Source organism: Streptomyces sp. NPDC002870, assembly GCF_042888505.1.
Lineage (GTDB): Bacteria > Actinomycetota > Actinomycetes > Streptomycetales > Streptomycetaceae > Streptomyces.
On sequence record NZ_JBIAPW010000008.1, the window covers coordinates 1 to 21,263 of the forward strand.

The 21,263-nt window shown below is 69.0% G+C and carries 16 protein-coding genes and 2 pseudogenes; 11 read left to right on the forward strand and 7 right to left on the reverse strand.

Annotated elements, in window-relative coordinates; genetic code table 11:
- Positions 1–137 (forward strand): annotated as a pseudogene (locus ACFYWY_RS12320) (IS701 family transposase); the annotation flags it as partial.
- A 292-nt stretch (positions 138–429) separates the two neighbouring features.
- On the opposite strand, the gene ACFYWY_RS12325 reads toward ACFYWY_RS12320, so the two are convergent.
- The 3 genes from ACFYWY_RS12325 to ACFYWY_RS12335 all read right to left on the reverse strand — a co-directional run bounded on the left by ACFYWY_RS12325 (position 430) and on the right by ACFYWY_RS12335 (position 4,265).
- Positions 430–2,844 carry an ATP-binding cassette domain-containing protein gene (locus ACFYWY_RS12325; RefSeq protein WP_389184436.1) on the reverse strand — a complete coding sequence of 805 codons (2,415 nt, stop codon included), beginning with the start codon at positions 2,842–2,844 and terminating at the stop codon, positions 430–432.
- A gap of 574 nt (positions 2,845–3,418) precedes the next feature.
- Positions 3,419–3,835: a VOC family protein gene (locus ACFYWY_RS12330; RefSeq protein WP_389183823.1), complete on the reverse strand. Its 417-nt coding sequence runs from the start codon at positions 3,833–3,835 to the stop codon at positions 3,419–3,421.
- A 10-nt stretch (positions 3,836–3,845) separates the two neighbouring features.
- Complete coding sequence (locus ACFYWY_RS12335) at positions 3,846–4,265, reverse strand: helix-turn-helix domain-containing protein (RefSeq protein ID WP_389183826.1); 420 nt, start codon at positions 4,263–4,265, stop codon at positions 3,846–3,848.
- 366 nt (positions 4,266–4,631) lie between these two features.
- Between ACFYWY_RS12335 and ACFYWY_RS12340 the strand changes: the two genes are divergently transcribed.
- Together ACFYWY_RS12340 and ACFYWY_RS12345 are read left to right on the forward strand one after the other, a co-directional pair.
- Positions 4,632–5,717, forward strand: a complete 1,086-nt coding sequence (locus ACFYWY_RS12340; protein WP_389183829.1) for an S-(hydroxymethyl)mycothiol dehydrogenase — start codon at positions 4,632–4,634, stop codon at positions 5,715–5,717.
- Complete coding sequence (locus tag ACFYWY_RS12345; protein WP_389183832.1) at positions 5,717–6,346, forward strand: MBL fold metallo-hydrolase; 630 nt, start codon at positions 5,717–5,719, stop codon at positions 6,344–6,346. The genes ACFYWY_RS12340 and ACFYWY_RS12345 overlap by 1 nt, the downstream gene beginning before the upstream one ends.
- 84 nt (positions 6,347–6,430) lie before the next feature.
- Here the strand turns inward: ACFYWY_RS12345 and ACFYWY_RS12350 are convergent, their stop codons facing one another.
- Complete coding sequence (locus ACFYWY_RS12350) at positions 6,431–8,320, reverse strand: ATP-binding cassette domain-containing protein (RefSeq protein WP_389183835.1); 1,890 nt, start codon at positions 8,318–8,320, stop codon at positions 6,431–6,433.
- 289 nt (positions 8,321–8,609) lie between these two features.
- A pseudogene (locus ACFYWY_RS12355) lies at positions 8,610–8,905 on the reverse strand (serine dehydratase beta chain); the annotation flags it as partial.
- 176 nt (positions 8,906–9,081) lie between these two features.
- Between ACFYWY_RS12355 and ACFYWY_RS12360 the strand changes: the two are divergent.
- The 3 genes from ACFYWY_RS12360 (at position 9,082) to ACFYWY_RS12370 (ending at position 11,868) form a co-directional block, all read left to right on the forward strand.
- Positions 9,082–9,444: a bifunctional 3-phenylpropionate/cinnamic acid dioxygenase ferredoxin subunit gene (locus ACFYWY_RS12360; RefSeq protein WP_389183837.1), complete on the forward strand. Its 363-nt coding sequence runs from the start codon at positions 9,082–9,084 to the stop codon at positions 9,442–9,444.
- The gene (locus tag ACFYWY_RS12365) at positions 9,441–10,604 is read left to right on the forward strand and encodes an NAD(P)/FAD-dependent oxidoreductase (protein ID WP_389183840.1); all 1,164 of its coding nucleotides are present in this window, start codon (positions 9,441–9,443) and stop codon (positions 10,602–10,604) included. The genes ACFYWY_RS12360 and ACFYWY_RS12365 overlap by 4 nt, the downstream gene beginning before the upstream one ends.
- Positions 10,605–10,734: 130 nt before the next feature.
- Positions 10,735–11,868 (forward strand): aromatic ring-hydroxylating dioxygenase subunit alpha, encoded by a 1,134-nt coding sequence (locus ACFYWY_RS12370; protein WP_389183843.1) that lies wholly within the window; start codon positions 10,735–10,737, stop codon positions 11,866–11,868.
- A gap of 137 nt (positions 11,869–12,005) precedes the next feature.
- On the opposite strand, the gene ACFYWY_RS12375 is transcribed toward ACFYWY_RS12370, so the two are convergent.
- On the reverse strand, positions 12,006–12,803 hold the full coding sequence (locus tag ACFYWY_RS12375) for an IclR family transcriptional regulator (RefSeq protein ID WP_389183847.1): 798 nt from the start codon (positions 12,801–12,803) through the stop codon (positions 12,006–12,008).
- A 143-nt stretch (positions 12,804–12,946) separates the two neighbouring features.
- On the opposite strand from ACFYWY_RS12375, the gene betA reads away from it, so the two are divergent.
- Both betA and ACFYWY_RS12385 read left to right on the forward strand, forming a co-directional pair.
- Positions 12,947–14,617: a choline dehydrogenase gene (gene betA, locus ACFYWY_RS12380; protein WP_389183850.1), complete on the forward strand. Its 1,671-nt coding sequence runs from the start codon at positions 12,947–12,949 to the stop codon at positions 14,615–14,617.
- Between the two features lie 6 nt (positions 14,618–14,623).
- Complete coding sequence (locus tag ACFYWY_RS12385) at positions 14,624–15,460, forward strand: 5,10-methylenetetrahydrofolate reductase (protein ID WP_389183853.1); 837 nt, start codon at positions 14,624–14,626, stop codon at positions 15,458–15,460.
- A 130-nt stretch (positions 15,461–15,590) separates the two neighbouring features.
- Here ACFYWY_RS12385 and purU read toward each other — a convergent pair whose 3' ends face one another.
- Positions 15,591–16,463 (reverse strand): formyltetrahydrofolate deformylase, encoded by an 873-nt coding sequence (gene purU / locus ACFYWY_RS12390; RefSeq protein WP_389183856.1) that lies wholly within the window; start codon positions 16,461–16,463, stop codon positions 15,591–15,593.
- A gap of 220 nt (positions 16,464–16,683) precedes the next feature.
- On the opposite strand from purU, the gene ACFYWY_RS12395 reads away from it, so the two are divergent.
- The 3 genes from ACFYWY_RS12395 to ACFYWY_RS12405 are packed head-to-tail and all read left to right on the forward strand — an operon-like array spanning position 16,684 to position 21,254.
- Complete coding sequence (locus ACFYWY_RS12395) at positions 16,684–18,153, forward strand: aldehyde dehydrogenase family protein (protein ID WP_389183859.1); 1,470 nt, start codon at positions 16,684–16,686, stop codon at positions 18,151–18,153.
- A gap of 21 nt (positions 18,154–18,174) precedes the next feature.
- Positions 18,175–19,263: a glycine betaine/L-proline ABC transporter ATP-binding protein gene (locus ACFYWY_RS12400; RefSeq protein ID WP_389183862.1), complete on the forward strand. Its 1,089-nt coding sequence runs from the start codon at positions 18,175–18,177 to the stop codon at positions 19,261–19,263.
- Positions 19,263–21,254 carry an ABC transporter permease gene (locus ACFYWY_RS12405; RefSeq protein ID WP_389183865.1) on the forward strand — a complete coding sequence of 664 codons (1,992 nt, stop codon included), beginning with the start codon at positions 19,263–19,265 and terminating at the stop codon, positions 21,252–21,254. Before ACFYWY_RS12400 ends, ACFYWY_RS12405 begins: the two co-directional genes overlap by 1 nt.
- Positions 21,255–21,263: the final 9 nt, after the last annotated feature.

Genomic DNA, 21,263 nt, shown 5'->3' on the forward strand with positions numbered 1-21,263 from the left:
CCTGGCCGGGCTGGCACCACCACGTCACCCTCGTGACCGCCGCCCATGCCTTCCTCACCGAACAGCGCCTGGCCCCAAAAGTGCCCGGACCGGTCTCACCCTCTACCAAGTCCTCGACGCCCTCCAGGACGTACTGAGGTGCTGGACCGGCGTCTGCAACACCTGCCACCAACCCCTGCCCAACAAAGCACCAAGATCCAGACAGACTTAACGGAGTCCTACTAGCCCTGTCCGCCGGCACGCGGCCACCAGGCGGAGCCTCCGCCTGGGAGCCGCCGAGTCGCCGTCCAGCGGGGGAGGCCTTCACGTCGTCCGGGTCACTCCCGGCGACGTGACCAGCCCTCGCCCCCGCTACCCACAAGGACGCAGACACGCACGGCAGTGACCCGCCAGGGCGTCGCCCCCGCCGGGGCGGGGGCGACTGAGTGGTCAGGCGCCGACGTAGGCCGCGAGGTGCTCGCCGGTGAGGGTGGAGCGGGCGGCGACGAGGTCGGCGGGTGTGCCCTCGAAGACGATCCGGCCGCCGTCGTGGCCGGCGCCGGGGCCGAGGTCGATGATCCAGTCGGCGTGCGCCATGACCGCCTGGTGGTGCTCGATGACGATGACCGACTTGCCGGAGTCGACGAGCCGGTCGAGCAGGCCGAGCAGCTGCTCGACGTCGGCGAGGTGGAGGCCGGTGGTCGGCTCGTCGAGTACGAAGACGGACCGGCCGCCGCCCTTGTCGGCCATGTGGGTGGCCAGCTTGAGCCGCTGCCGCTCGCCGCCGGACAGGGTGGTGAGCGGCTGGCCGAGGGTGATGTAGCCGAGCCCGACGTCGGCGAGCCGGTCGAGGATCTTGTGCGCGGCCGGCGTGTGCGCCTCGCCGGCCCCGAAGAACTCCTCGGCCTCGATCACCGACATCGCGAGCACCTCACTGATGTCGCGGCCGCCGAGGTGGTACTCCAGCACCGATGCATCGAACCGCTTTCCTTCGCAGTCTTCGCAGGTGCTGGCGACGCCTGCCATCATCGCCAGGTCGGTGTAGATGACGCCGGCGCCGTTGCAAGTGGGGCAGGCTCCCTCGGAGTTGGCGCTGAACAGCGCAGGCTTGACGCCGTTGGCCTTCGCGAATGCCTTGCGGATCGGGTCGAGCAGTCCGGTGTACGTCGCCGGGTTGCTCCGCCGCGAGCCACGGATCGGCGTCTGATCGACCGACACCACACCCTCACCGGCGGCCCCCGGCTGCCCGGGCAGCGACCCGTGCACGAGAGAGCTCTTGCCGGAGCCGGCGACGCCGGTGACGACCGCGAGCACCCCGAGCGGGATGTCGACGTCGACGCCGCGCAGGTTGTTCGCCGTCGCGCCGCGGATCTCCAGGGCGCCGGTGGCTTTGCGCACCGACTCCTTGAGGGAGGCCCTGTCGTCGAGATGGCGTCCGGTGACGGTCCCGCTTCCCCGCAGTCCCTCGAGGGTGCCCTCGAAGCAGACGGTGCCGCCCGCCGTACCGGCGCCGGGGCCGAGGTCGACGACGTGGTCGGCGATGGCGATCGCCTCCGGCTTGTGCTCCACGACGAGCACCGTGTTGCCCTTGTCCCGCAGCCGCAGCAGCAGGTCGTTCATCCGCTGGATGTCATGGGGGTGCAGCCCGATGGTGGGCTCGTCGAAGACGTAGGTGACGTCGGTGAGCGAGGAGCCGAGGTGGCGGATCATCTTGACGCGCTGCGCCTCGCCGCCCGACAGCGTGCCCGACGGCCGCTCGAGCGAGAGGTAGCCGAGCCCGATCTCCACGAATGACTCGAGGGTGTGCTGCAGCGCGGCGAGCAGCGGCGCCACCGACGGCTCTTTGAGGCCGCGGACCCATTCGGTCAGGTCACGGATCTCCATCGCGCAGGCGTCGGCGATGCTTATCCGCTTGATCCTCGACGACCGGGCCCCCTCGCTGAGCCGGGTGCCGTCGCACTCGGGACAGGTGGTGAACGTGACCGCCCGCTCCACGAACGCACGGATGTGCGGCTGCATCGCCTCCTTGTCCTTGGACAGGAACGACTTCTGGATCTTGGGGATCAGCCCCTCGTAGGTGAGGTTCACGCCCTCGACCTTCACCTTGGTCGGCTCCCGGTAGAGGAAGTCCTGCATCTCCTTCTTGGTGAACTGGCGGATCGGCTTGTCCGGGTCGAGGAAGCCCGACTCGGCGTAGGTCCGCACGGTCCACCAACTGTCCGACTTCCAGCCGGGGATGGTGAACGCACCCTCGGCGATCGACTTGGAGTCGTCGTAGAGCTGGCTGAGGTCGATGTCGGAGACCGTGCCCCGGCCCTCGCAGCGCGTGCACATGCCGCCGGTGCGGTTGAAGGTCGCCTTCACCGCCTTTTTGGCACCGCGCTCGACAGTGATCGCACCGCTCGCCCGGACCGAGGCGGTGTTGAAGGAGTACGCGCTGGGCGGGCCGATGTGCGGCTTCCCGAGCCGGCTGAAGAGGATGCGCAGCATCGCGTTGGCGTCGGTGGCGGTGCCGACCGTGGAGCGGGGGTCGGCACCCATCCGCTGCTGGTCGACGATGATCGCGGTCGTCAGCCCGTCGAGTACGTCGACCTCGGGCCGCGCCAGCGTCGGCATGAAGCCCTGCACGAAGGCGCTGTAGGTCTCGTTGATCATCCGCTGCGACTCCGCGGCGATCGTGTCGAACACCAGCGAGCTCTTGCCCGAGCCGGAGACGCCGGTGAACACCGTCAGCCGGCGCTTCGGGATCTCGATGCTGACGTCCTTGAGGTTGTTCACGCGCGCGCCGTGCACGCGGATCAGATCGTGGCTGTCGGCATCGTGCAGCGCAGGCGACTGCGTGTCCGTCCTCGTGGCCATGCTTATCGTGTCTCCATCTGTTGGGCGGGGCCGCCTTCGCGGTCTCCCTCGGCGTCGCCTGGCTCGATCTGACCAGCTGCGCGCTGTACGTCTGGTTCTACTTCGTCGGCGCGGTCGCGGCAACGGTCCGCTGTCTGCCTGATCGGCGGTGCCGGCCGGGGTGGCGCGACGCCTGTCCGGCTGACGCCGGCCGGGGGCGCGCACAAGAACCAAGGCATCCACGCCGCTTCGGCCCGTGGAGCCTCTGGGCCCCGGCCACGCGGCGCGCCCGGCCGACGCGTCAGACCAACCAGCGGCCCGCGCGCATCAGCTCGCCGTCGGGCGGGCGGCGCAGATGGCGCCCGATCGCCGCCGACGTCGGCCCCGGTCGCGGGACCAGGCGGTGCTTCACGCTGCCCGTGGGGTGCGTCTACTCGTCCTTGAGGTGCACCTCGAAGCCGGGTAACGCGGGCAGCGATCCGGTGCGGCGGGGTCGGGGCGTTCCCCCCGCCGTCCGCCCGGAGGAGCCGGATCGCCTGCGCCGCCCAGGAGTCGGAGCGCTCCACAACAATGGGCCGGGACCCCCAACCGCAGGCGGTCCTTACCGCTTGCGGGGCTGGTTGAAGCGGAGCATGTTGCCGGACGGGTCGCGGAAGGCGCAGTCGCGGACGCCGTACGGCTGGTCGATCGGCTCCTGCAGCACCTCCCCGCCGGCGACCCGGATGCGTTCGAAGGTGGCGTCGCAGTCGTCAGTGGAGAAGATCACGCCGCGCAGCATGCCCTTGGCCAGCAGTTCCGCCATCGCCTTCTTGTCGTCCGCCGAGGCGTTGGGGTCGGCGAGCGGCGGTTCGAGGACGATCTCCACGTCCGGCTGCGCCGGTGAGCCGACGGTCACCCAGCGCATCCCCTCGAACGCGACGTCGTTGCGTACCTCCAGGCCGAGGACGTCGCGGTAGAAGGCGAGCGCCTTGTCATGGTCGTCGACTGCGATGAAGCACTGTGAGAGCTTGATGTTCATGCCTCCGACGCTACGAGGCGGCGGCGGATTCCGCTTCTCCATTCCTGACCGGTCGCGTGAGGATCTTGGCGACGCACGCCGGGATCGCGGCGCCGGCCTCGTGGCGGCGGGCCCGGTAGGCGCTGGGGCTCTCGCCGACCAGCTCGGTGAAGCGCGAGCTGAACGACCCCAGCGAGGCGCATCCGACCGCGAAGCAGACCTCCGTCACGCTCATGTCGCCCCGCCGCAGCAGCGCCTTCGCCCGCTCGACACGGCGGGTCATCAGATAGCTGTAGGGCGTCTCCCCGAAGGCGGCGCGGAAGCTGCGGGAGAAGTGCCCGGTCGACATGAGGGCGACTTTCGCCAGCGCCGGAACATCCAACGGCCGCGCGTAGTCCCGGTCCATCACGTCCCGGGCGCGGCGCAGCCGTACAAGGTCCTCCAGGGTCATGTACACCAGCATCCCACGAGGGCGGTGGGTCGCCTGCGATCAGTGCCCCTCGGCCGTCGGGCGCACGCGAGGCGGTGCCGTTGCCCGCCGGACAGTTCGTGTCCGCCTCACACCGTGCGGGCGCTCACAGGTCATGGATCTGCCTTCTCTCCGAGTGGCGAGCCCTGTGAGTGACCGCGGGTGCGAAGATGTATGACGCCGCGTGGTCCCTACTCGGCGGGTGAGCTCGACGCCGTATCCGCCCGTGCGCGATGCGCAGAGTCCTTGACCGTGGATCGCGCCTCCACGATGCTGTTGTTGCGACACGTGAGATGCGTGCCGCGATAAGCAACACCACCCCATGTGCGTATCAGTCGAGGAGTGGCCATGACTCACCAGGTCCGTGCTGTCGTCGCGCGAGGCAAGGGCGCCCCCGTCAGCCTGGAAACGATCATCGTTCCTGACCCCGGCCCGGGTGAGGCGTTGGTGAACATCGAGGCCTGCGGGGTCTGCCACACCGATCTGCACTATCGCGAGGGCGGCATTAACGACGACTTCCCCTTCCTGCTCGGCCATGAGGCGGCGGGCCGGGTCGAGGCGGTCGGCGAGGGCGTCACCGAGGTCGCACCCGGCGACTTTGTCATCCTGAACTGGCGTGCGGTCTGCGGTCAGTGCCGGGCCTGTCTGCGGGGACGGCCCTGGTACTGCTTCAACACCCACAACGCCAAGCAGAAGATGACCCTCACGGACGGCACGGAGCTGTCCCCGGCCCTGGGCATCGGCGCTTTCGCCGAGAAGACGCTGGTGGCCGCCGGACAGTGCACGAAGGTCGACGAGCGGGCGTCGGCCGCGGTCGCAGGGCTCCTGGGCTGCGGCGTGATGGCGGGCATCGGCGCAGCCATCAACACCGGCGCCGTCGGGCGTGGCGATTCCGTCGCCGTCATCGGCTGCGGCGGCGTGGGCGACGCGGCGATCGCAGGGTCCCGGCTCGCGGGCGCGGCGAAGATCATCGCGGTGGACATCGACGATCGGAAGCTGGCCACGGCGAAGCGGATCGGCGCCACCCACACCGTCAACTCCAAGGAGACCGATCCTGTGGAGGCGATCCGTGAACTGACCGGGGGCTTCGGTGCGGACGTCGTCATCGAGGCCGTCGGACGCCCGGAGACGTACGAACAGGCCTTCTACGCCCGCGACCTGGCCGGGACCGTCGTCCTGGTAGGGGTGCCGACCCCGCAGATGAAGCTGGAGCTTCCGCTGCTGGACGTCTTCGGCCGCGGCGGAGCGCTCAAGTCGTCCTGGTACGGGGACTGCCTCCCGAGTCGCGACTTCCCGATGCTGATCGACCTTCATCTGCAGGGGCGCCTGGATCTGGAGGCCTTCGTGACCGAGACGATCGCGTTGGACGACGTGGAGAAGGCCTTCGAGCGGATGCATCACGGTGACGTGCTGCGCTCGGTGGTGGTGCTGTGATGTCCGCGAACATCGACCGACTGGTCACGTCAGGAACGTTCTCCCTGGACGGTGGTACCTGGGACGTGGACAACAACGTGTGGATCGTCGGTGACGACACGGAGGCGGTCGTCATCGACGCGGCGCACGACGCGGACGCCATCATGGCCGCGCTCGGAGGCCGGGAGCTACGCGCGATCGTCTGCACGCACGCCCACAACGACCACATCGACGCCGCCCCGGCGCTCGCCGACCGGACCGGCGCGCCGATTCTGCTGCACCCGGACGACCTGCCGTTGTGGAAGCAGACCCATCCCGAGCGGCTCCCGGACGGCGAACTGGCCCACGGCCAGATCGTCACGGTGGCGGGAGCCGATCTGACCGTGCTGCACACGCCCGGCCATGCGCCCGGCGCGGTGTGTCTGTACGCGCCGGCCCTGAACGCCCTTTTCAGCGGTGACACGCTCTTCGCGGGCGGGCCGGGGGCGACGGGTCGGTCGTACAGCAACTTCGGCACCATCATCGAGTCGATCCGGGACCGGCTGCTGGCACTGCCGGACGACACCGTCGTGCACACCGGCCACGGGGACACGACCACCATCGCCGCGGAGGCCCCGCATCTGCAGGAGTGGATCGACCGCGGCTTCTGACCGCCGGCTCCGACCGCATTCACTGCGCATCGAGCGTGGACATCGCGCATGGAGTCGCGGCCCCTCCATGGGTGATGCGGTGGTTCAGCGGTCCTGCGAGAGTTCCAGGAGCTCGGCGAAGGTGCCCCCGGCATGGATCAGGTCGTCGTACCGCCCCTGTTCGGTGATGCGGCCGTGCTCCATCACCACGATGTGGTCGGCGATCTTGGTGTTCTCCAGCCGATGGGTGACCACGACAGTGATGCGGTCGCGGGCGATGGCCTTGATCTGCTCGAAAATGCCGTGCTCGCCGCGCGGGTCCATCTGCGAGGTGGGCTCGTCGAGGATCAGAAGCGGCGGCTGGCGGTACAGCGCCCGCGAACAAGCCAGCCGCTGCCACTGTCCTCCGGACAGCTCCGCTCCACCGAAGATCTCGCGGGCGAGGAGGGTGTCCAGGCCGGCCGGTAGCTCCTCGACGGCTTCGCGCATCCCAACCGCGTCGACGGCATCCCACACGGGCCCGTCGTCGAAGGTGCGGGGCTGGCCGAGGGTGATGTTCTCTCGCACCCGCAAAGGCCATTGGGCGAAGATCTGCGGGACCAGACCGGTGCAATTCCAGACGGTGGCAGGGTTGACGTCGGCGAGATCCGCTCCGTTCCAGGTCACCTTGCCCTTGCCGGGCAGGTTGATGCCAGTGAGCAGCCGGGTCAGAGTCGACTTGCCGGAGCCGTTCGCTCCGACGATCGCGAGGATCTGGCCGCGCCGCAGCGTCAGGGAAACTCCTGCGACGGCCGGTGCGTCCTTGCCCGGGTACTGGTAGACGACTTCCTCGAGCCGGATCTCATCGACCGGTCCGCGGAGAGTGAGTTGTCCGCGCTTGGGCGCCCGCGCGGCGGCGTCGTCGAGGAACGCCTGCATGTCGCCCAGGTAGAGGCTCGTATGGAAGACGGCAGCTCCGTTGGTGACGACCTGCGACAGGGCGGCCAGCGTCGTCTGCACGGCAAGGACTGCGGTCGCGGCAATCGCAAGCCCGATCCGGCCGGTCACGGCGAGCCAGGCCAGTGCGGCCCAGGTGAGGACCAGGAACGCACCGCCGGCCAGTGAGGAAAGCAGCGCGATCCTCAGGGTGCGCGGGGCGGCGGCCACGGTTCGCCGGTCGCACCGTTCAGACAGAGACCGGTACCAGAACAGCAGGTAGTCGGTCATTCCGTTGGCGCGGACCTCATCCCCGTACTTGGGCGTGGTGGACCACCAACGCATCATCCCGCGCACGTTGCGGTCGGACACGTTGGCGTAGTGGATCTCGTAGTCCACGCGAGCGGTCAGCACGGCTCCGATCCCGGCAGGCAGGACGGCGAGGAGCAGCAGGGGCAGTATCGTCAGGTTCAGTACCGACAGGACGCCGCTGGCGGTGATCATGCGGATCAGTGCGGACATGAACCGCTGGGCATCGGTGACCATCACGTGGGTGCGCATCACCCCCATCTCCGCGCCCTCCTGCCGGTCTGCGAACCCGTCCTCCGAGTAGGCCGCAGCCTCGACCCGGCAGACCGCCTCGACCAGGGCAGTGTCCGTCTCGGTGGTCAGTCTTGGGGTGATACGCCGCTCGGCGTAGGTGGCCACCGCGCCCGCTCCTCGCGCGAGGGCGGCCGCGACGGCCACGAGGAGGAGCGGCGGCAGGGAGTCACGCAGCCGTTCGGCCACGACGCCGGTGCCGAGAATGGGCTCCATCGCCCGGGCCGTCGCTGCCAGGAGGACGGCCGCGGACAGGCCCGTCACCACCTGGCACGCGACCAGTAACTGCACCGCTCGGGGGTCGATCTGCCACGACAGCCGGGCGATCCGGCGCAGCACCGTCGGGATCTGCCCGCACATTCTCCGGAAGGAGACCTCGGCGAGCGGGTTGACCGAGTACTGCCCGCTGTAACTGATCTCCGCCGGAGGCGGCGGAGGCGGTGCGGTGAGCTGGTGTTCTCCTGTATCGGCCGTGGTCAACTGAGCCTCCTGGAAGGTCGCTTGGGCATCTCGTGGAGCTCAACGACAGGGCGGGATTTTCGAACGCATGTGTTTTAGACGCAGTGGAATCTGCATGGCAGAGCGAGAAGCGGAGCATGTGGGATGCACCGACCCTTGCTGCGCGCGGGGGCGGCTCGAAGCGATGGTGGCCGAAACGCCGAGACGCGCACCTTCGGCCGGCAGCGGCAAGTCCTGGCCCCAGGGGTGTCTGACGAGATCGACGGGCGGCGTCAGAGCCGCTGCGGGATTGGGCTGGAAGAGCTCAGACAAGCCGGCCCGTCTCGCGGATCCGGCGGACCCGGCCGTCCACGGTGTCGGTCTCGGTGTCGGTCTCGATGGGAGGGGGGGCCTCGCCCTCCAGGCCCAGGAGCCTTGTCACTGCCGTGACCGTGGCCGGTGGCGCCGAGGGACCCGAAGAGCTCCGCCCGCACGGAGACGGCGCGGGACAGCGACAGTCCTCGTCCAGTGCCGTGACGAGGAGCGGGCGGCCTTCATCGGCTCCACGGTGTGCGAGCTGGAGGGGCCGATACCCACTTTGAACAGGTCGAACGCGCCGATCGCCACGTCGTTCTTCCGGCTCTGTAGTTGTGTACTGCGCACAGCGTTGCGTAAAAAGAAACATGGAACACAGGGTCGGCCGGTCCGGGGAACGCCTTGACACGGGCTTTTGGGGACTTCAAACTGGCGTTGCGCTTACCGCAATCCGTTTCGCTATATGCACCCGAGCGACCCGAGGTGTCATGATGATTCCCGCGTGCCGTCTCGCGGATCTGCCGCGAGGCGAGGCCCACCGGCTCGACATCGATCCACCCGTCTCGGTGTTCCACACCGATGACGGCGAGGTCTTCGCCATCGACGACACTTGCACCCACCAGGACGCGTCGCTCGCCGACGGCTGGCTGGAGGGCCGCGAGGTCGAATGCCCACTGCATGCCTCGAAGTTCGACCTCAGGACGGGGGCCGTCGACTCACCGCCGGCCAAGCTCCCCGTCCGCACCCATGAGGTCCTGATCGAGGACGGCATGATCTACGTCCAGCCGTCCACGGCGGCTCCGAATCTTCCGCCCTGCATCGCGGCGCGGCTCGCCGGAGGTCTCGCGTGAGGACCGTGGCCGTGGTCGGCGCCTCGCTCGCCGGGCTGTCGGCCGCTCGCTCCCTGCGGAAGCAGGGCTACGACGGACGGCTGGTCGTGATCGGTGACGAGGCGCACCGGCCGTACGACAGGCCGCCGTTGTCCAAGGAGTTCCTCGCCGGCACGATCGGCGAAGCGGATCTCGCGCTGGAGGCGGACGGTGAGGACCTGCAGGCGGAGTGGCTGCTCGGCGTGCGGGCCGCGGGATTCGACCCCGGTGACCGTGCAGTGCGGCTCGCCGACGGCAGGTCCGTCCGGGCCGACGGGATCGTCATCGCCACGGGTGCGACCGCGCGCGTCCTGCCGGGCAGCGACGGCCTCGAAGGGGTGCACACGCTGCGCACCCTGGACGACGCCCGTGCCCTGCGGGCCGACCTGGCCCGCGGCGGGCGCCTGGTGGTGATCGGCGGCGGGTTCATCGGCGCCGAGGTCGCCTCGACCGCGTACGGCCTGGGGCTCGACGTGACGGTAGTCGAGGCCGCGCCGACGCCGCTGGCCGGACCGCTCGGCGAGGTCATGGGAGGCGTCGTCTCCACGCTCCATGCGGACCACGGCGTACGCCTGCTGTGCGGCGTGGGCGTCAAAGGACTCAGCGGGACGGCCTGCGTCGAGGCGGTCCTGCTCGAGGACGGCCGCAGCATCCCGGCCGACACGGTCGTCGTCGGCGTGGGCGCTCGCCCGTGCGTCGAGTGGCTGGACGGGTGTGGCGTCGTACTGGACGACGGCGTCAAGTGCGGCGCGGACGGCCGCACAAGTCTGTCCGGTGTGGTCGCGGTCGGCGACTGCGCCTCCTGGTACGACCCCGTCGCCGGGGTCCACCGTCGCGTCGAGCACTGGACCGGCGCGCGGGAACGGCCCGACGCGGCCGTGGCGGCGATGCTGTCAGGGGGTGCGGCGACGCCGGGGTTGCCCAGGCCGCCGTATTTCTGGTCGGACCAGTACGGCGTACGGATCCAGTTCGCCGGGCATTCCGCCGGGGCCGACAGCGTGACGGTCGAGGAAGGGCTCCCGGACGACCGCAGCTTCCTGGCGGTCTACCGGCGGTCGGGGCATCCGGTCGCGGTCCTCGGGATGAACCAGCCGCGCCTTTTCACCCGCTGGCGCAAACAGCTCGCTGCCGCCACGCTCTGACGCCACTCGTGCGGCGTCACGACGCTACGGCTCAGTACGCCACTCATTTGCATACCGCTCAACGCCGCTCGGACTTCCTCGTCCCCGGCGCGACGACCCATCGACGACGTCACCCCGCGAGGAGTGCACCATGAGCTCGACCAGCCTGCCGGACAGCCTGATCGCCACGCTCCCCGGCTCCTATTACACCGATCCCGGGATCTTCGCCCAGGAGCAGGAGCGCATCTTCGAGGCGATGTGGTTCTGCGTCGCGCGCTCCTCCGACCTCGCCGGGCCCGGCGCCTTCCGGACCGTCGACGTGGGCCGCGAGAGCATCCTCGTCACCCGGGCCCGGGACAACTCCGTCCGCGCCTTCTTCAATGTCTGCCGGCACCGCGGCGCCAAGCTCTGCACGGAGGAGACGGGCGAGGTCAAGCGCGCCTTCCAGTGCCCGTACCACGCGTGGACGTACGACCTGACGGGCAAGCTCGTCGCGGCGCCCAACCTCACGAAGATGCCCGACGTCGGCCGCGTCGAATACGGCCTGGCGAATGTGGCCTCCCGCGAATGGCTGGGCTATGTCTGGGTCTGTCTGGCGGAGACCCCGCCGTCCTTCGAGGAACAGGTCGTCGGTGAGGTCGTCGCACGGCTCGGCGACGTGGAGTCGATCGAGCGCTACGACATGGAAAGCCTCGAAGTCGGCAGACGGATCGTCTACGACGTGAAGGCGAACTGGAAACTCATCATCGAGAACTTCATGGAGTGCTACCACTGCGCCACGATCCACCCCGAACTCACCGAAGTCCTGCCGGAGTTCGCCGACGGCTATGCCGCGCAGTACTACGTCGGCCACGGCGTCGAATTCGGTGCGGCGATCAAGGGCTTCACCGTGGACGGCTCCGAAGGCCTGGACCGCATCCCGGGGGTCGCCGAGGACCAGGACCGCCGCTACTACGCGATCACAGTCCCGCCGCAGGTTTTCATCAATCTCGTCCCCGACCACGTGATCTTCCACCGGATGTATCCGGTCGCCGTCGACCGCACGATCGTCGAGTGCGACTGGCTCTACCTCAAGGACGTGGTGGACAGCGGCAGGGACGTCAGCCGGTCCGTGGAGCTCTTCGACCGGGTCAACCGGCAGGACTTCGACGCCTGTGAGCGCTGCCAGCCCGCGATGAGCTCCCGCCTGTACGCCAAGGGCGGGGTACTCGTACCGAGCGAGCACCACATCGGTACGTTCCACGACTGGATCCACGAGCGCCTCGGCACCCGGCAGCCGGAGTAGCACCGACGAGGGCACGCGCGCGCCGGCCGGAGGTCCGGCGACGACGATCCGGAGATCAGCAGGAGAAGACCTGGGCCGCCGGGTATCCCCGCGATGACCCACGCCCTTCCTGCGGATCCGGCTGGACGCGCCCGGGGTCAGCCCAGGTAGCCCATCCGGTGACTGATCTCGTCCGCCCCCTTGATCAGCAGCGGGGCGATTTCACGCATGCGCTCCTCGGTGAACCGGTACGAGGGCCCCGAGGCGCTGAGCGCCGCGATGACCACTCCGTCCCGGTCGCGGACCGGCGCGGCCATGGCGTGCAGCCCGAGCTCCAATTCCTCCATGGTCCAGGAGTAGCCGTGTTCTCTGACCTCGGCGAGGCTCTTCTCGAGCTTTGTCTTCGCGGTCAGGGTGCGCGGGGTCATCTTCTTCAGGCCTGTCTGCGACAGGAGCTCGGCACGCTCCTTGGCGGGCATGTAGGCGAGCAGGATCTTGCCGCTGGAGGTGGCGTGCAACGGGGTCAGCTGGCCGACCCAGTTGTGCGCCGCCACTGCCGCAGGTCCGCGCACCTGGAAGAGATTGATCGCGTAGTGCTCCTGCATGACGGCGACGTTGACGGTCTCGCCGAGCTCCTCCGCGAGGCGCTCGCAGACCGGGCGGCCCTGCTGCGTGATGTCGATGCGGCCGGTGACCGCGCCGGCCAGTCGTACGATGCCGAAGCCGAGGCGGTACTTGCCGCGCTCACCCGCCTGCTCCACCAGACCGCGCGCCTCCAGTGCGCCGAGCAGGCGGAATGCGGTGGATTTGTGGACGTCGATCTCGGCTGCCACGTCACTGACGCCCGCTTCGCCGTGTTGGGCAAGGATTTCCAGCACGCTGATGGCGCGGTCGACGGACTGGACCCCGCCGGGCTGCGAACCGGTCGTTTCGATATCTGGACTGTAGTTGCTCACAACGAAACTATACGCGCAGTAAACAACGACGGCACCGAGGATGCGAGTCCTGCTAAGTTGCGTGGCTCGCAACCTAGTGCGTATAGCGGTACTCGTACTAGCATGCTCCGCGTATCGAACGGCGCGATCGAGACGAGGCAGCCATGGCTCCCCTGCAGTACGACTTCGTCATCGTCGGCGGCGGATCGGCCGGCAGCGCACTGGCGAACCGGCTCTCCGCTGATCCGGGCAACAGCGTTCTGGTGCTGGAGGCCGGCCGGTCCGACTATCCGTGGGACGTCTTCATCCACATGCCCGCGGCGCTGACCTTCCCCATCGGCAGCCGCTTCTACGACTGGAAGTACGAATCCGAGCCGGAGCCCCATATGGGCGGTCGCCGCGTCTACCACGCCCGCGGCAAGGTGCTCGGCGGTTCCAGCAGCATCAACGGCATGATCTTCCAGCGCGGCAACCCCATGGACTATGAGCGCTGGGCGGCCGACCCGGGCATGGAGACCTGGGACTACGCACACTGTCTGCCGTACTTCCAGCGGATGGAGAACTGCCTGGCGGCCGACCCCGACGACGAGTTCCGCGGCCACGACGGCCCCCTCGTCCTCGAACGCGGCCCGGCCTCGAGCCCGCTCTTCCCTGCCTTCCTCCAGGCCGTCCAGGAAGCCGGCTATCCCCGCACCGACGACGTCAACGGCTACCGGCAGGAAGGCTTCGCCCCGTTCGACCGCAACGTCCACCGCGGGCGCCGCCTGTCGGCCTCCAAGGCGTATCTCAAGCCCGTGAAGAGGCGGCCGAATCTTGACGTCAAGACGCGTGCCCTTGTCACCCGCGTGATCTTCGAGGGCAAGCGTGCCGTCGGTGTCGAGTACCGGCGCGGCCGCGGCAAGCCCCAGCAGGTCCGCGCCCGCGAGGTCATCCTCTGCGGCGGTGCGATCAACTCCCCTCAGCTGCTGCAGCTTTCCGGCGTCGGCAACGCGGAGGAACTCGAGCCCCTGGGCATCGACGTCGTCCACCACCTGCCGGGGGTCGGTGAGAACCTGCAGGACCACCTGGAGGTCTACGTTCAGCACGCCTGCAAGCAACCGGTCTCCATGCAGCCGTACATGAAGTGGTACCGCTATCCCTTCATCGGTCTGCAGTGGCTCTTCCGCAAGGGCCCGGCCGCGACCAATCACTTCGAGGCCGGCGGCTTCGCCCGCAGCAACGAGGACGTGGACTACCCCAACCTGATGTTCCACTTCCTGCCCATCGCGGTCCGCTACGACGGCTCCTCGCCGTCGGGCGGGCACGGCTACCAAGTGCACGTCGGGCCCATGTACTCCGACGCCATCGGCTCGGTCAAGGTCAAGAGCCAGGATCCGAGCGAGCGCCCGGCCCTGCGCTTCAACTACCTGTCCACCGAGCAGGACCGCCGCGAGTGGGTCGAGGCGATCCGGGTGACCCGCAAGCTCCTCAACCAGCCCGCGCTCGCCCCGTACAACGACGGAGAGATCTCACCCGGACCGGCCGTTCAGAGCGACGAGGAGATCCTCGACTGGGTCGCGAAGGAGGGCGAGACCGCCCTGCACCCCTCCTGCACCTGCAAGATGGGCACCGATGAGATGGCCGTCGTCGATCCCGCCAGCATGCGCGTGCACGGACTTGAGGGACTGCGCGTCGTGGACGCCTCCGTGATGCCCTACGTCACCAACGGCAACATCTACGCGCCGGTGATGATGATCGCCGAGAAGGCCGCCGACCTCATCCTCGGCAAGGACCCGCTGCCACCCTCGAAGGCCGCGTACTACCGGCACGGCGACGCCCAGAAGCAGTCCGGGTAGGCCACGTTGGACAGCGAACGCTTCCGGGCGCTGCTGGACGGTGTCCGCTACGAGGTGCTTCCCGCGAAGGCGACGCTGGACAAGGTCCTCGCCCATGTCCCGCGCGAGGTGGTGGTCACCGTCACCGCGTCGCCGGTCAAGGGGCTTGAGCCGACCCTGGACCTTGCCGCCCGGCTGGCGGCGCACGGCTACCGCGTCGTGCCGCATGTGCCCGCGCGGCTGCTGCGGGACGGTGCCCATGTGGCGGAGGTCGTCCACCGGCTGCGCGAGGCAGACGTGGACGACGTCTTCGTACCGGCAGGGGACGCCGATCCGCCCGCCGGCCCGTACGAGGGCGCGCTGCCGCTGCTACGGCACCTCGCCGAGCTGGGCAGTCCCTTCGCCAGGGTCGGCATCACCGGCTACCCGGAGAGACATCCGCTCATCGACGACGACGTCACCATCCAGGCGATGTGGGACAAGCATGCCCACGCGACGTACATAGTCAGCAACTTGTGCTTCGACCCGCGCGTGCTGGAGGAGTGGGTGACGCGGGTGCGGCGGCGCGATGTCACGCTCCCGGTGCATGTGGGCGTGGCCGGGCCCGTCGAGCGTACGAAGTTGCTGGCGATGGCGGCGAAGATCGGTGTGGGGGAGTCGACGCGCTTCCTGGCCCGGCACGCCTCCTGGTTCGTGCGCTTCGCGGCGCCGGGCGGTTATGCGCCGGAGCGGCTGCTGCGGCGCAGTGCGCCCGTGCTGACCGCGCCCTCGGCAGCGGTGGCGGGCCTGCACGTGTTCACGTTCAACCAGATCGCCGAGACTGAGCGCTGGCGGCGGGCGATGCTGGACCGCGTCGAGTGTTAGCCCCCACCCCGCCCTCCCCCTACGACCTGCTGAAGTTCAGCCCGTCCGGCGATTGAGGACACTCCCCCTACGCCCTGCGGGCGTGGGGGGACCCCCAGAGGGCGTCCCGGGTCCGGCGCGGAGCCCCGGTTCAGCGGAAGACCACCGTACGGTTCCCGTGGACCATGACGCGGCTCTCGCTGTGCCACTTCACCGCATGCGCCAGCACCTGCGCCTCGACGTCCCGCCCTACCGTGACCAGTTCGTCCGGGTCGAGTGAGTGATCCACGCGAACCACGTCCTGCTCGATGATCTGCCCCTCGTCCAGGTCCGGCGTCACATAGTGCGCCGTTGCGCCGACGAGCTTCACGCCGCGGTCATACGCCTGCCCGTACGGGCGTGCGCCCTTGAAACTGGGGAGGAACGAATGGTGGATGTTGATGGCCCGGCCCTCGAGCTGCTTGCACAGGTCGTCGGAGAGGATCTGCATATAGCGGGCGAGCACCACCAGGTCGATGTCCAGCTCACGCACCAGCTCCAGCAGACGGGCCTCGGCGTCGGCCTTGGTGTCTCTGGTCACCGGGATGTGGTGGAAGGGGATGCCGTAGGTCGCGGCCAGCTCCTTGAACTCCTCGTGGTTGGAGACGATGGCCGGGATTTCGATGTTGAGCGCGCCGGTGCGCCGGCGGAAGAGCAGGTCGTTCAGGCAGTGGCCGAATTTCGACACCATGATGAGCGTGCGGGTCGGGGTCGAGGCGTCCCGCAGGGTCCATGAGATCCGGTAGGCCTCGGCGACGGGACCGAATCGGTCACGCAGAAGTTTCACGTCGGTGTCGGGGTCGGACACATCGAAGTGGACCCTCATGAAGAAGCGGTCCTGAAGCCGGTCGTCGAATTGCTGGCTCTCCAGGATGTTGCCGGAGTTCCTGACCAGGTAGCCGCTCACGGCGTGCACCAGTCCGGGCTGGTCCGGGCACGAAACGGTGAGGACGTATTCGCGGCCGGGTTGCGGTCGAGGGGACATTCGCGGCCTCCGATGGTGCGTATTGCACAACACGGTGAGTGATACGCAACATGGTCAGTCCCTCGTGGGCCGTGGTCAAGGGGAACGGGGCAACTGGCCGTCGGGGTGGGAATCCGCCCGTCTCGCCCTCTTGACGCGGGTCACACGTTCAGCCAGGGTGTTCCACCACAAGCAATGCGGTGCATGATGCGCAACGAACTTCGGTCGAAGGGCTCCGCTCGTGGCAGACCTGTATGTGGACGGAGAATGGCGCGATTCGGTGGCCGGAGGCCGCCGGGAGATCCTCTGCCCCGCAGACGGCACGCTTGCGGCGGTCGTGTCCGAAGGGACGCGGGCCGACAGTGAGGCCGCGATCGCCGCGGCCCGCCGGGCTTTCGACGAAGGCCCCTGGCCGCGCACCCCCGAGCGGGAGCGCGGCGCGCTGCTGCTGCGCACCGCCGATCTGATCGAGCGCGACGCCAAGGAGTTCGCCCGCGCCGAATCGCTGGACACCGGCAAGCGGCTGGTGGAGAGCGAGTACGACATCGCCGATGTGGTCTCCTGCTTCCGCTACTACGGCGGGATCGCGGGCACCAGCGCCGGCCGAGTGGTGGACACCGGGCGCGACGACGCCGTCAGCCATGTCACGTACGAGCCGGTCGGCGTGTGCGGGCTGATCACCCCGTGGAACTACCCGCTGCTCCAGGCGTCGTGGAAGGTCGCCCCCGCTCTTCTGGCCGGCAACGCGATCATTGTGAAGCCGAGCGAGCTCACTCCCTCCACAACGATCCTGCTGATGCGGGCACTTGAGGAGGCCGGTCTGCCGGCCGGCGTTGCCAACCTCGTGCTCGGCGCGGGTCCTGAGGTGGGTGCACCGCTCTCCGAAGACCCCGCCGTCGACATGATCTCCTTCACCGGGGGCCTGGACACCGGCCGGAGGATCATGGCCACGGCCGCCGCGACCGTGAAGAAGGTCGCCCTCGAACTGGGCGGCAAGAACCCCAATGTCGTCTTCGCCGACGCCGATTTCGAGACCGCGGTGGACTTCGCTCTCACGGCGGTCTTCCTGCATTCCGGGCAGGTCTGCTCGGCCGGCGCCCGTCTGATCGTCGAAGACTCCCTCCACGACGCCTTCGTCGACGAGGTCGTGCGCCGTGCCGGGCGAATCCGTCTGGGCGGCCCCTTCGACGCCGAGGCCGATACGGGACCGCTGGTCTCCGCACAGCACCGGGAGAAGGTCGAGGCCTATGTCGCGGCGGGCATCGCCGAGGGCGCCGTACTGCGCTGCGGCGGCGCCCGCCCCGAGGACCCCGCGCTCGGACACGGCTACTACTACCCGCCGACCGTGCTCGACGAGTGCCGCCAGGACATGCGGGTGGTGCATGAGGAGTCCTTCGGCCCCGTGCTGACCGTCGAGCGCTTCAGCGGCGAGGACGACGCCGTACGCATCGCCAATGACACCGAGTACGGACTCGCCGGAGCCGTATGGACGCAGGACGCCGGCAAGGCCCGGCGGGTCGCCGGGCGGCTGCGCCACGGCACCGTGTGGATCAACGACTACCACCCCTATGTACCGCAGGCGGAATGGGGTGGCTTCGGGCACTCGGGCGTGGGCCGGGAACTGGGGCCGACGGGCCTGGAGGAATACCGCGAGCCCAAGCACATCTGGCAGAACATCCAACCCCGGCCGCAGCACTGGTTCCGCGGCTAACGCCGAAGAGAGAGGTCGACCGTGACCCCAACGCAGACTGAACTGCCGCAGCGGCGCGGCACGACCCAGGACCAGGACAGAGCCCCGGTCGTCTCCGTGCGCGGGCTGTGGAAGGTGTTCGGGCCCAAGGCCGGCCAGGTGCCGGATTCCGAGGAGCTGTGCGGGCTCACGCGCCGCGAGCTCATGGACCGCACCGGATGCACCGCCGCCGTACGGGATGTGAACTTCGACGTGTCGCCCGGCGAGGTCTTCGTCGTCATGGGCCTGTCCGGCTCCGGCAAGTCCACGCTGGTGCGGTGTCTCACCCGGCTGATCGAACCCACCGCGGGCGAAGTCAACTTCGAGGGCGAGGACATCCGCGGCGCCGACGCCAGGCGGCTGCGTGAGCTGCGGCGCCGCAAGTTCTCCATGGTCTTCCAGCACTTCGGGCTGCTGCCGCACCGCAGGGTCGTCGACAACGTCTCGTACGGCCTGGAGATCCGCGGCATGGGCAAGGCCGAGCGCGCCAAGCGGGCCATGGAGGTAGTCGAACTGGTCGGCCTGGCCGGATACGAGAACTCCTACCCCGACCAGCTCTCCGGCGGCATGCAGCAGCGTGTCGGTCTGGCCCGTGCGCTCGCCGGCGATCCGGACGTCCTCTTCTTCGACGAGCCGTTCTCGGCGCTCGATCCGCTGATCCGCCGCGACATGCAGAACGAGGTCATCCGCCTGCACCACGAGGTCGGCAAGACCATGGTGTTCATCACCCACGACCTGTCAGAGGCGCTCAAGCTCGGCGACCGCATCCTCATCATGCGCGACGGCAAGATGGTCCAGTGCGGCACGGGTGACGAACTGGTCGGCGCCCCCGCCGACGACTATGTCCGCGAGTTCGTCAAGGACGTCTCCCGCGCCGAAGTGCTGACCCTGCGCTGGATCATGCGCGACCCCACACCAGGCGACGCCCTCGACGGCCCGGAGCTGGGCCCGGACGTCGTGGTGCGCGAGGCGACGCGGGCGGTGCTCGCCGCCGACAGGCCGGTCAAGGTCGTCGAGAACGGGCGGCTGCTGGGCATCGTCGGCGACGAGGAGATCCTCGCGGTCGTCGCCGGACAGGAAGGCGGCGCGTGATGGCTGTCGCCGCCGGGACCGCCGCCCCGCTCCAGGCCGCTCGCCGAGTCAGCCGCCGCGTCGTGGTGGCCGCGATCCTGATCGCCTGGCTGGTGCTGTTCGCAGCCCTGCGCGGGCAGCAGACCCTGACGCTCGCGGCGGCCGACCTGACGGACCTGCACCGCTGGTTCAACTCGGTCAACGACAGCATCGGGGCAAGCCGCAACAGCAACCCGCTCTTCCTCTACTTCTTCAACGAGATCCGGCTGGTCATCGACAATCTCGTCACCTTCATCCAGTCGCTGATCTCCCAGCCGCAGGGCGGGCGTCCGTTCCCCGTCATCGGCTGGCTGGGCGTCGTCGCCCTCGCCGGCTACGTCTCCTGGGCCTTCGGCAACATACGCGTCGCGGCCCTGGCCGTGGCCGGGTTCGTCTTCCTCGGGCTGCAGGGACTCTGGCAGGAGAGCATGGACACGCTGGCCCTGACCCTGTCGGCGGTCTTCGTCTCCCTGCTCATCGGGATCCCGCTAGGCATCTGGGCCGGGCTCTCCGACCGGGTGAACCGCGCCATCACGCCGTTCCTGGACTTCATGCAGACGATGCCGACCTTCGTCTACCTGGCCCCGCTCACCCTGTTCTTCCTCATCGGCCCGGCATCCGCCACGATCGCCACGCTCATCTACGCGGCGCCTCCCGCCATCCGCATCACCGCGCACGCCATCCGATCGGTGCCCGCCACCACGGTCGAGGCCGCCGAGTCGCTGGGATCCACCCGGCGGCAGACGCTCACCAAGGTGCTGCTGCCCATGTCCAAGCGGACCGTCGTGATGGGCGTGAACCAGACCATCATGGCTGCGCTGTCCATGGTCACCATCGCCGCCCTGATCGACGCGCCCGGCCTGGGCAAGACGGTCGTCAAGGCGCTGCAGACCCTCGACGTCGGCGTCGCTTTCAACGCCGGCCTCGCGATAGTCGTCATGGCCATCGTGCTGGACCGGGTGACGACCGCGGCGGGTGACAGCGTGGAGTCCGCGAGGAAGCGCGGCGCCGGCCGCTTCACGAAGTGGCGCCGTCCCCTGCTGATGGCCGGCGGCGCGGTGGCCGCGGTGTGCGTGTGGCTGTCCCACACCTATCTGTGGGCGGCGCAGTTCCCCGGCGACGCCGGGGTCGGCGGCGCGATCGCGCGCACGGCGGACTCGGTCACGCTGTGGACGCAGGACACCTTCGGCGGACTGACCAACGGAACCAGGGACCTGATCACCACAGCGCTGCTCAACCCCTTCGAGACGCTGCTCACCGAGTCCCCCTGGTGGCTGGTCGGCGTGGTCCTCGTCGCCGTCGGCGCGGTGCTCGGCGGGTGGCGCGCGGGTGTCACGGCGGCGGTCTGTGTGGCCCTGCTCGTCGCTACAGGGGTGTGGTCGGACGGCATGACGACGCTGGCCTCCACTGCGGTGGCGACTCTGATCGTGATGTCGCTCGGCGTCGTGGTCGGCGTCTGGATGGGCCGCAGTGCGCTGGTCGACCGGCTGATCAGACCCAGCCTCGACGCGGGCCAGACCATGCCCTCGTTCGTGTATCTGGTGCCCTTCCTGGCGCTGTTCGGCGCCACTCGTTTTACGGCGATCATCGCCGCGGTCGTCTTCGCGGCCCCCGTGACGATCAAGATCATCGCGGACGGTGTGCGAGCGGTGCCCCAGGTCACGGTGGAGGCCGCCACGGCAGCCGGCTCCAGCACCTGGCAGATCATCACCAAGGTGCAGCTCCCCATGTCACGCAGCGCCCTGACACTCGCGACCAACCAGGGCCTGATCTACGTCCTGTCCATGGTGGTCGTGGGCGGTCTCGTCGGTGCGGGCGCCCTGGGCTACGACGTCGTAGCCGGTTTCTCCCAGGGCCAGTTGTACGGCAAGGGCCTGGCAGCGGGCCTTGCCATCGTTCTGCTCGGGGTCATGTTCGACCGGATAACCCAGGCAGCGGCACGGCGCACAACGAGAGCGCCCGGCGCCCGCTAGGCCGGCCAC

Coding starts and splice junctions, on each gene's coding strand:
- ACFYWY_RS12330 (WP_389183823.1), bottom strand. CDS start 3,835: ATGAACATCAAGCTCTCACAGTGCTTCATCGCAGTCGACGACCATGAC.
- ACFYWY_RS12335 (WP_389183826.1), bottom strand. CDS start 4,265: ATGACCCTGGAGGACCTTGTACGGCTGCGCCGCGCCCGGGACGTGATG.
- ACFYWY_RS12340 (WP_389183829.1), top strand. CDS start 4,632: ATGACTCACCAGGTCCGTGCTGTCGTCGCGCGAGGCAAGGGCGCCCCC.
- ACFYWY_RS12345 (WP_389183832.1), top strand. CDS start 5,717: ATGTCCGCGAACATCGACCGACTGGTCACGTCAGGAACGTTCTCCCTG.
- ACFYWY_RS12360 (WP_389183837.1), top strand. CDS start 9,082: ATGATGATTCCCGCGTGCCGTCTCGCGGATCTGCCGCGAGGCGAGGCC.
- ACFYWY_RS12370 (WP_389183843.1), top strand. CDS start 10,735: ATGAGCTCGACCAGCCTGCCGGACAGCCTGATCGCCACGCTCCCCGGC.
- betA (WP_389183850.1), top strand. CDS start 12,947: ATGGCTCCCCTGCAGTACGACTTCGTCATCGTCGGCGGCGGATCGGCC.
- purU (WP_389183856.1), bottom strand. CDS start 16,463: ATGTCCCCTCGACCGCAACCCGGCCGCGAATACGTCCTCACCGTTTCG.
- ACFYWY_RS12405 (WP_389183865.1), top strand. CDS start 19,263: ATGGCTGTCGCCGCCGGGACCGCCGCCCCGCTCCAGGCCGCTCGCCGA.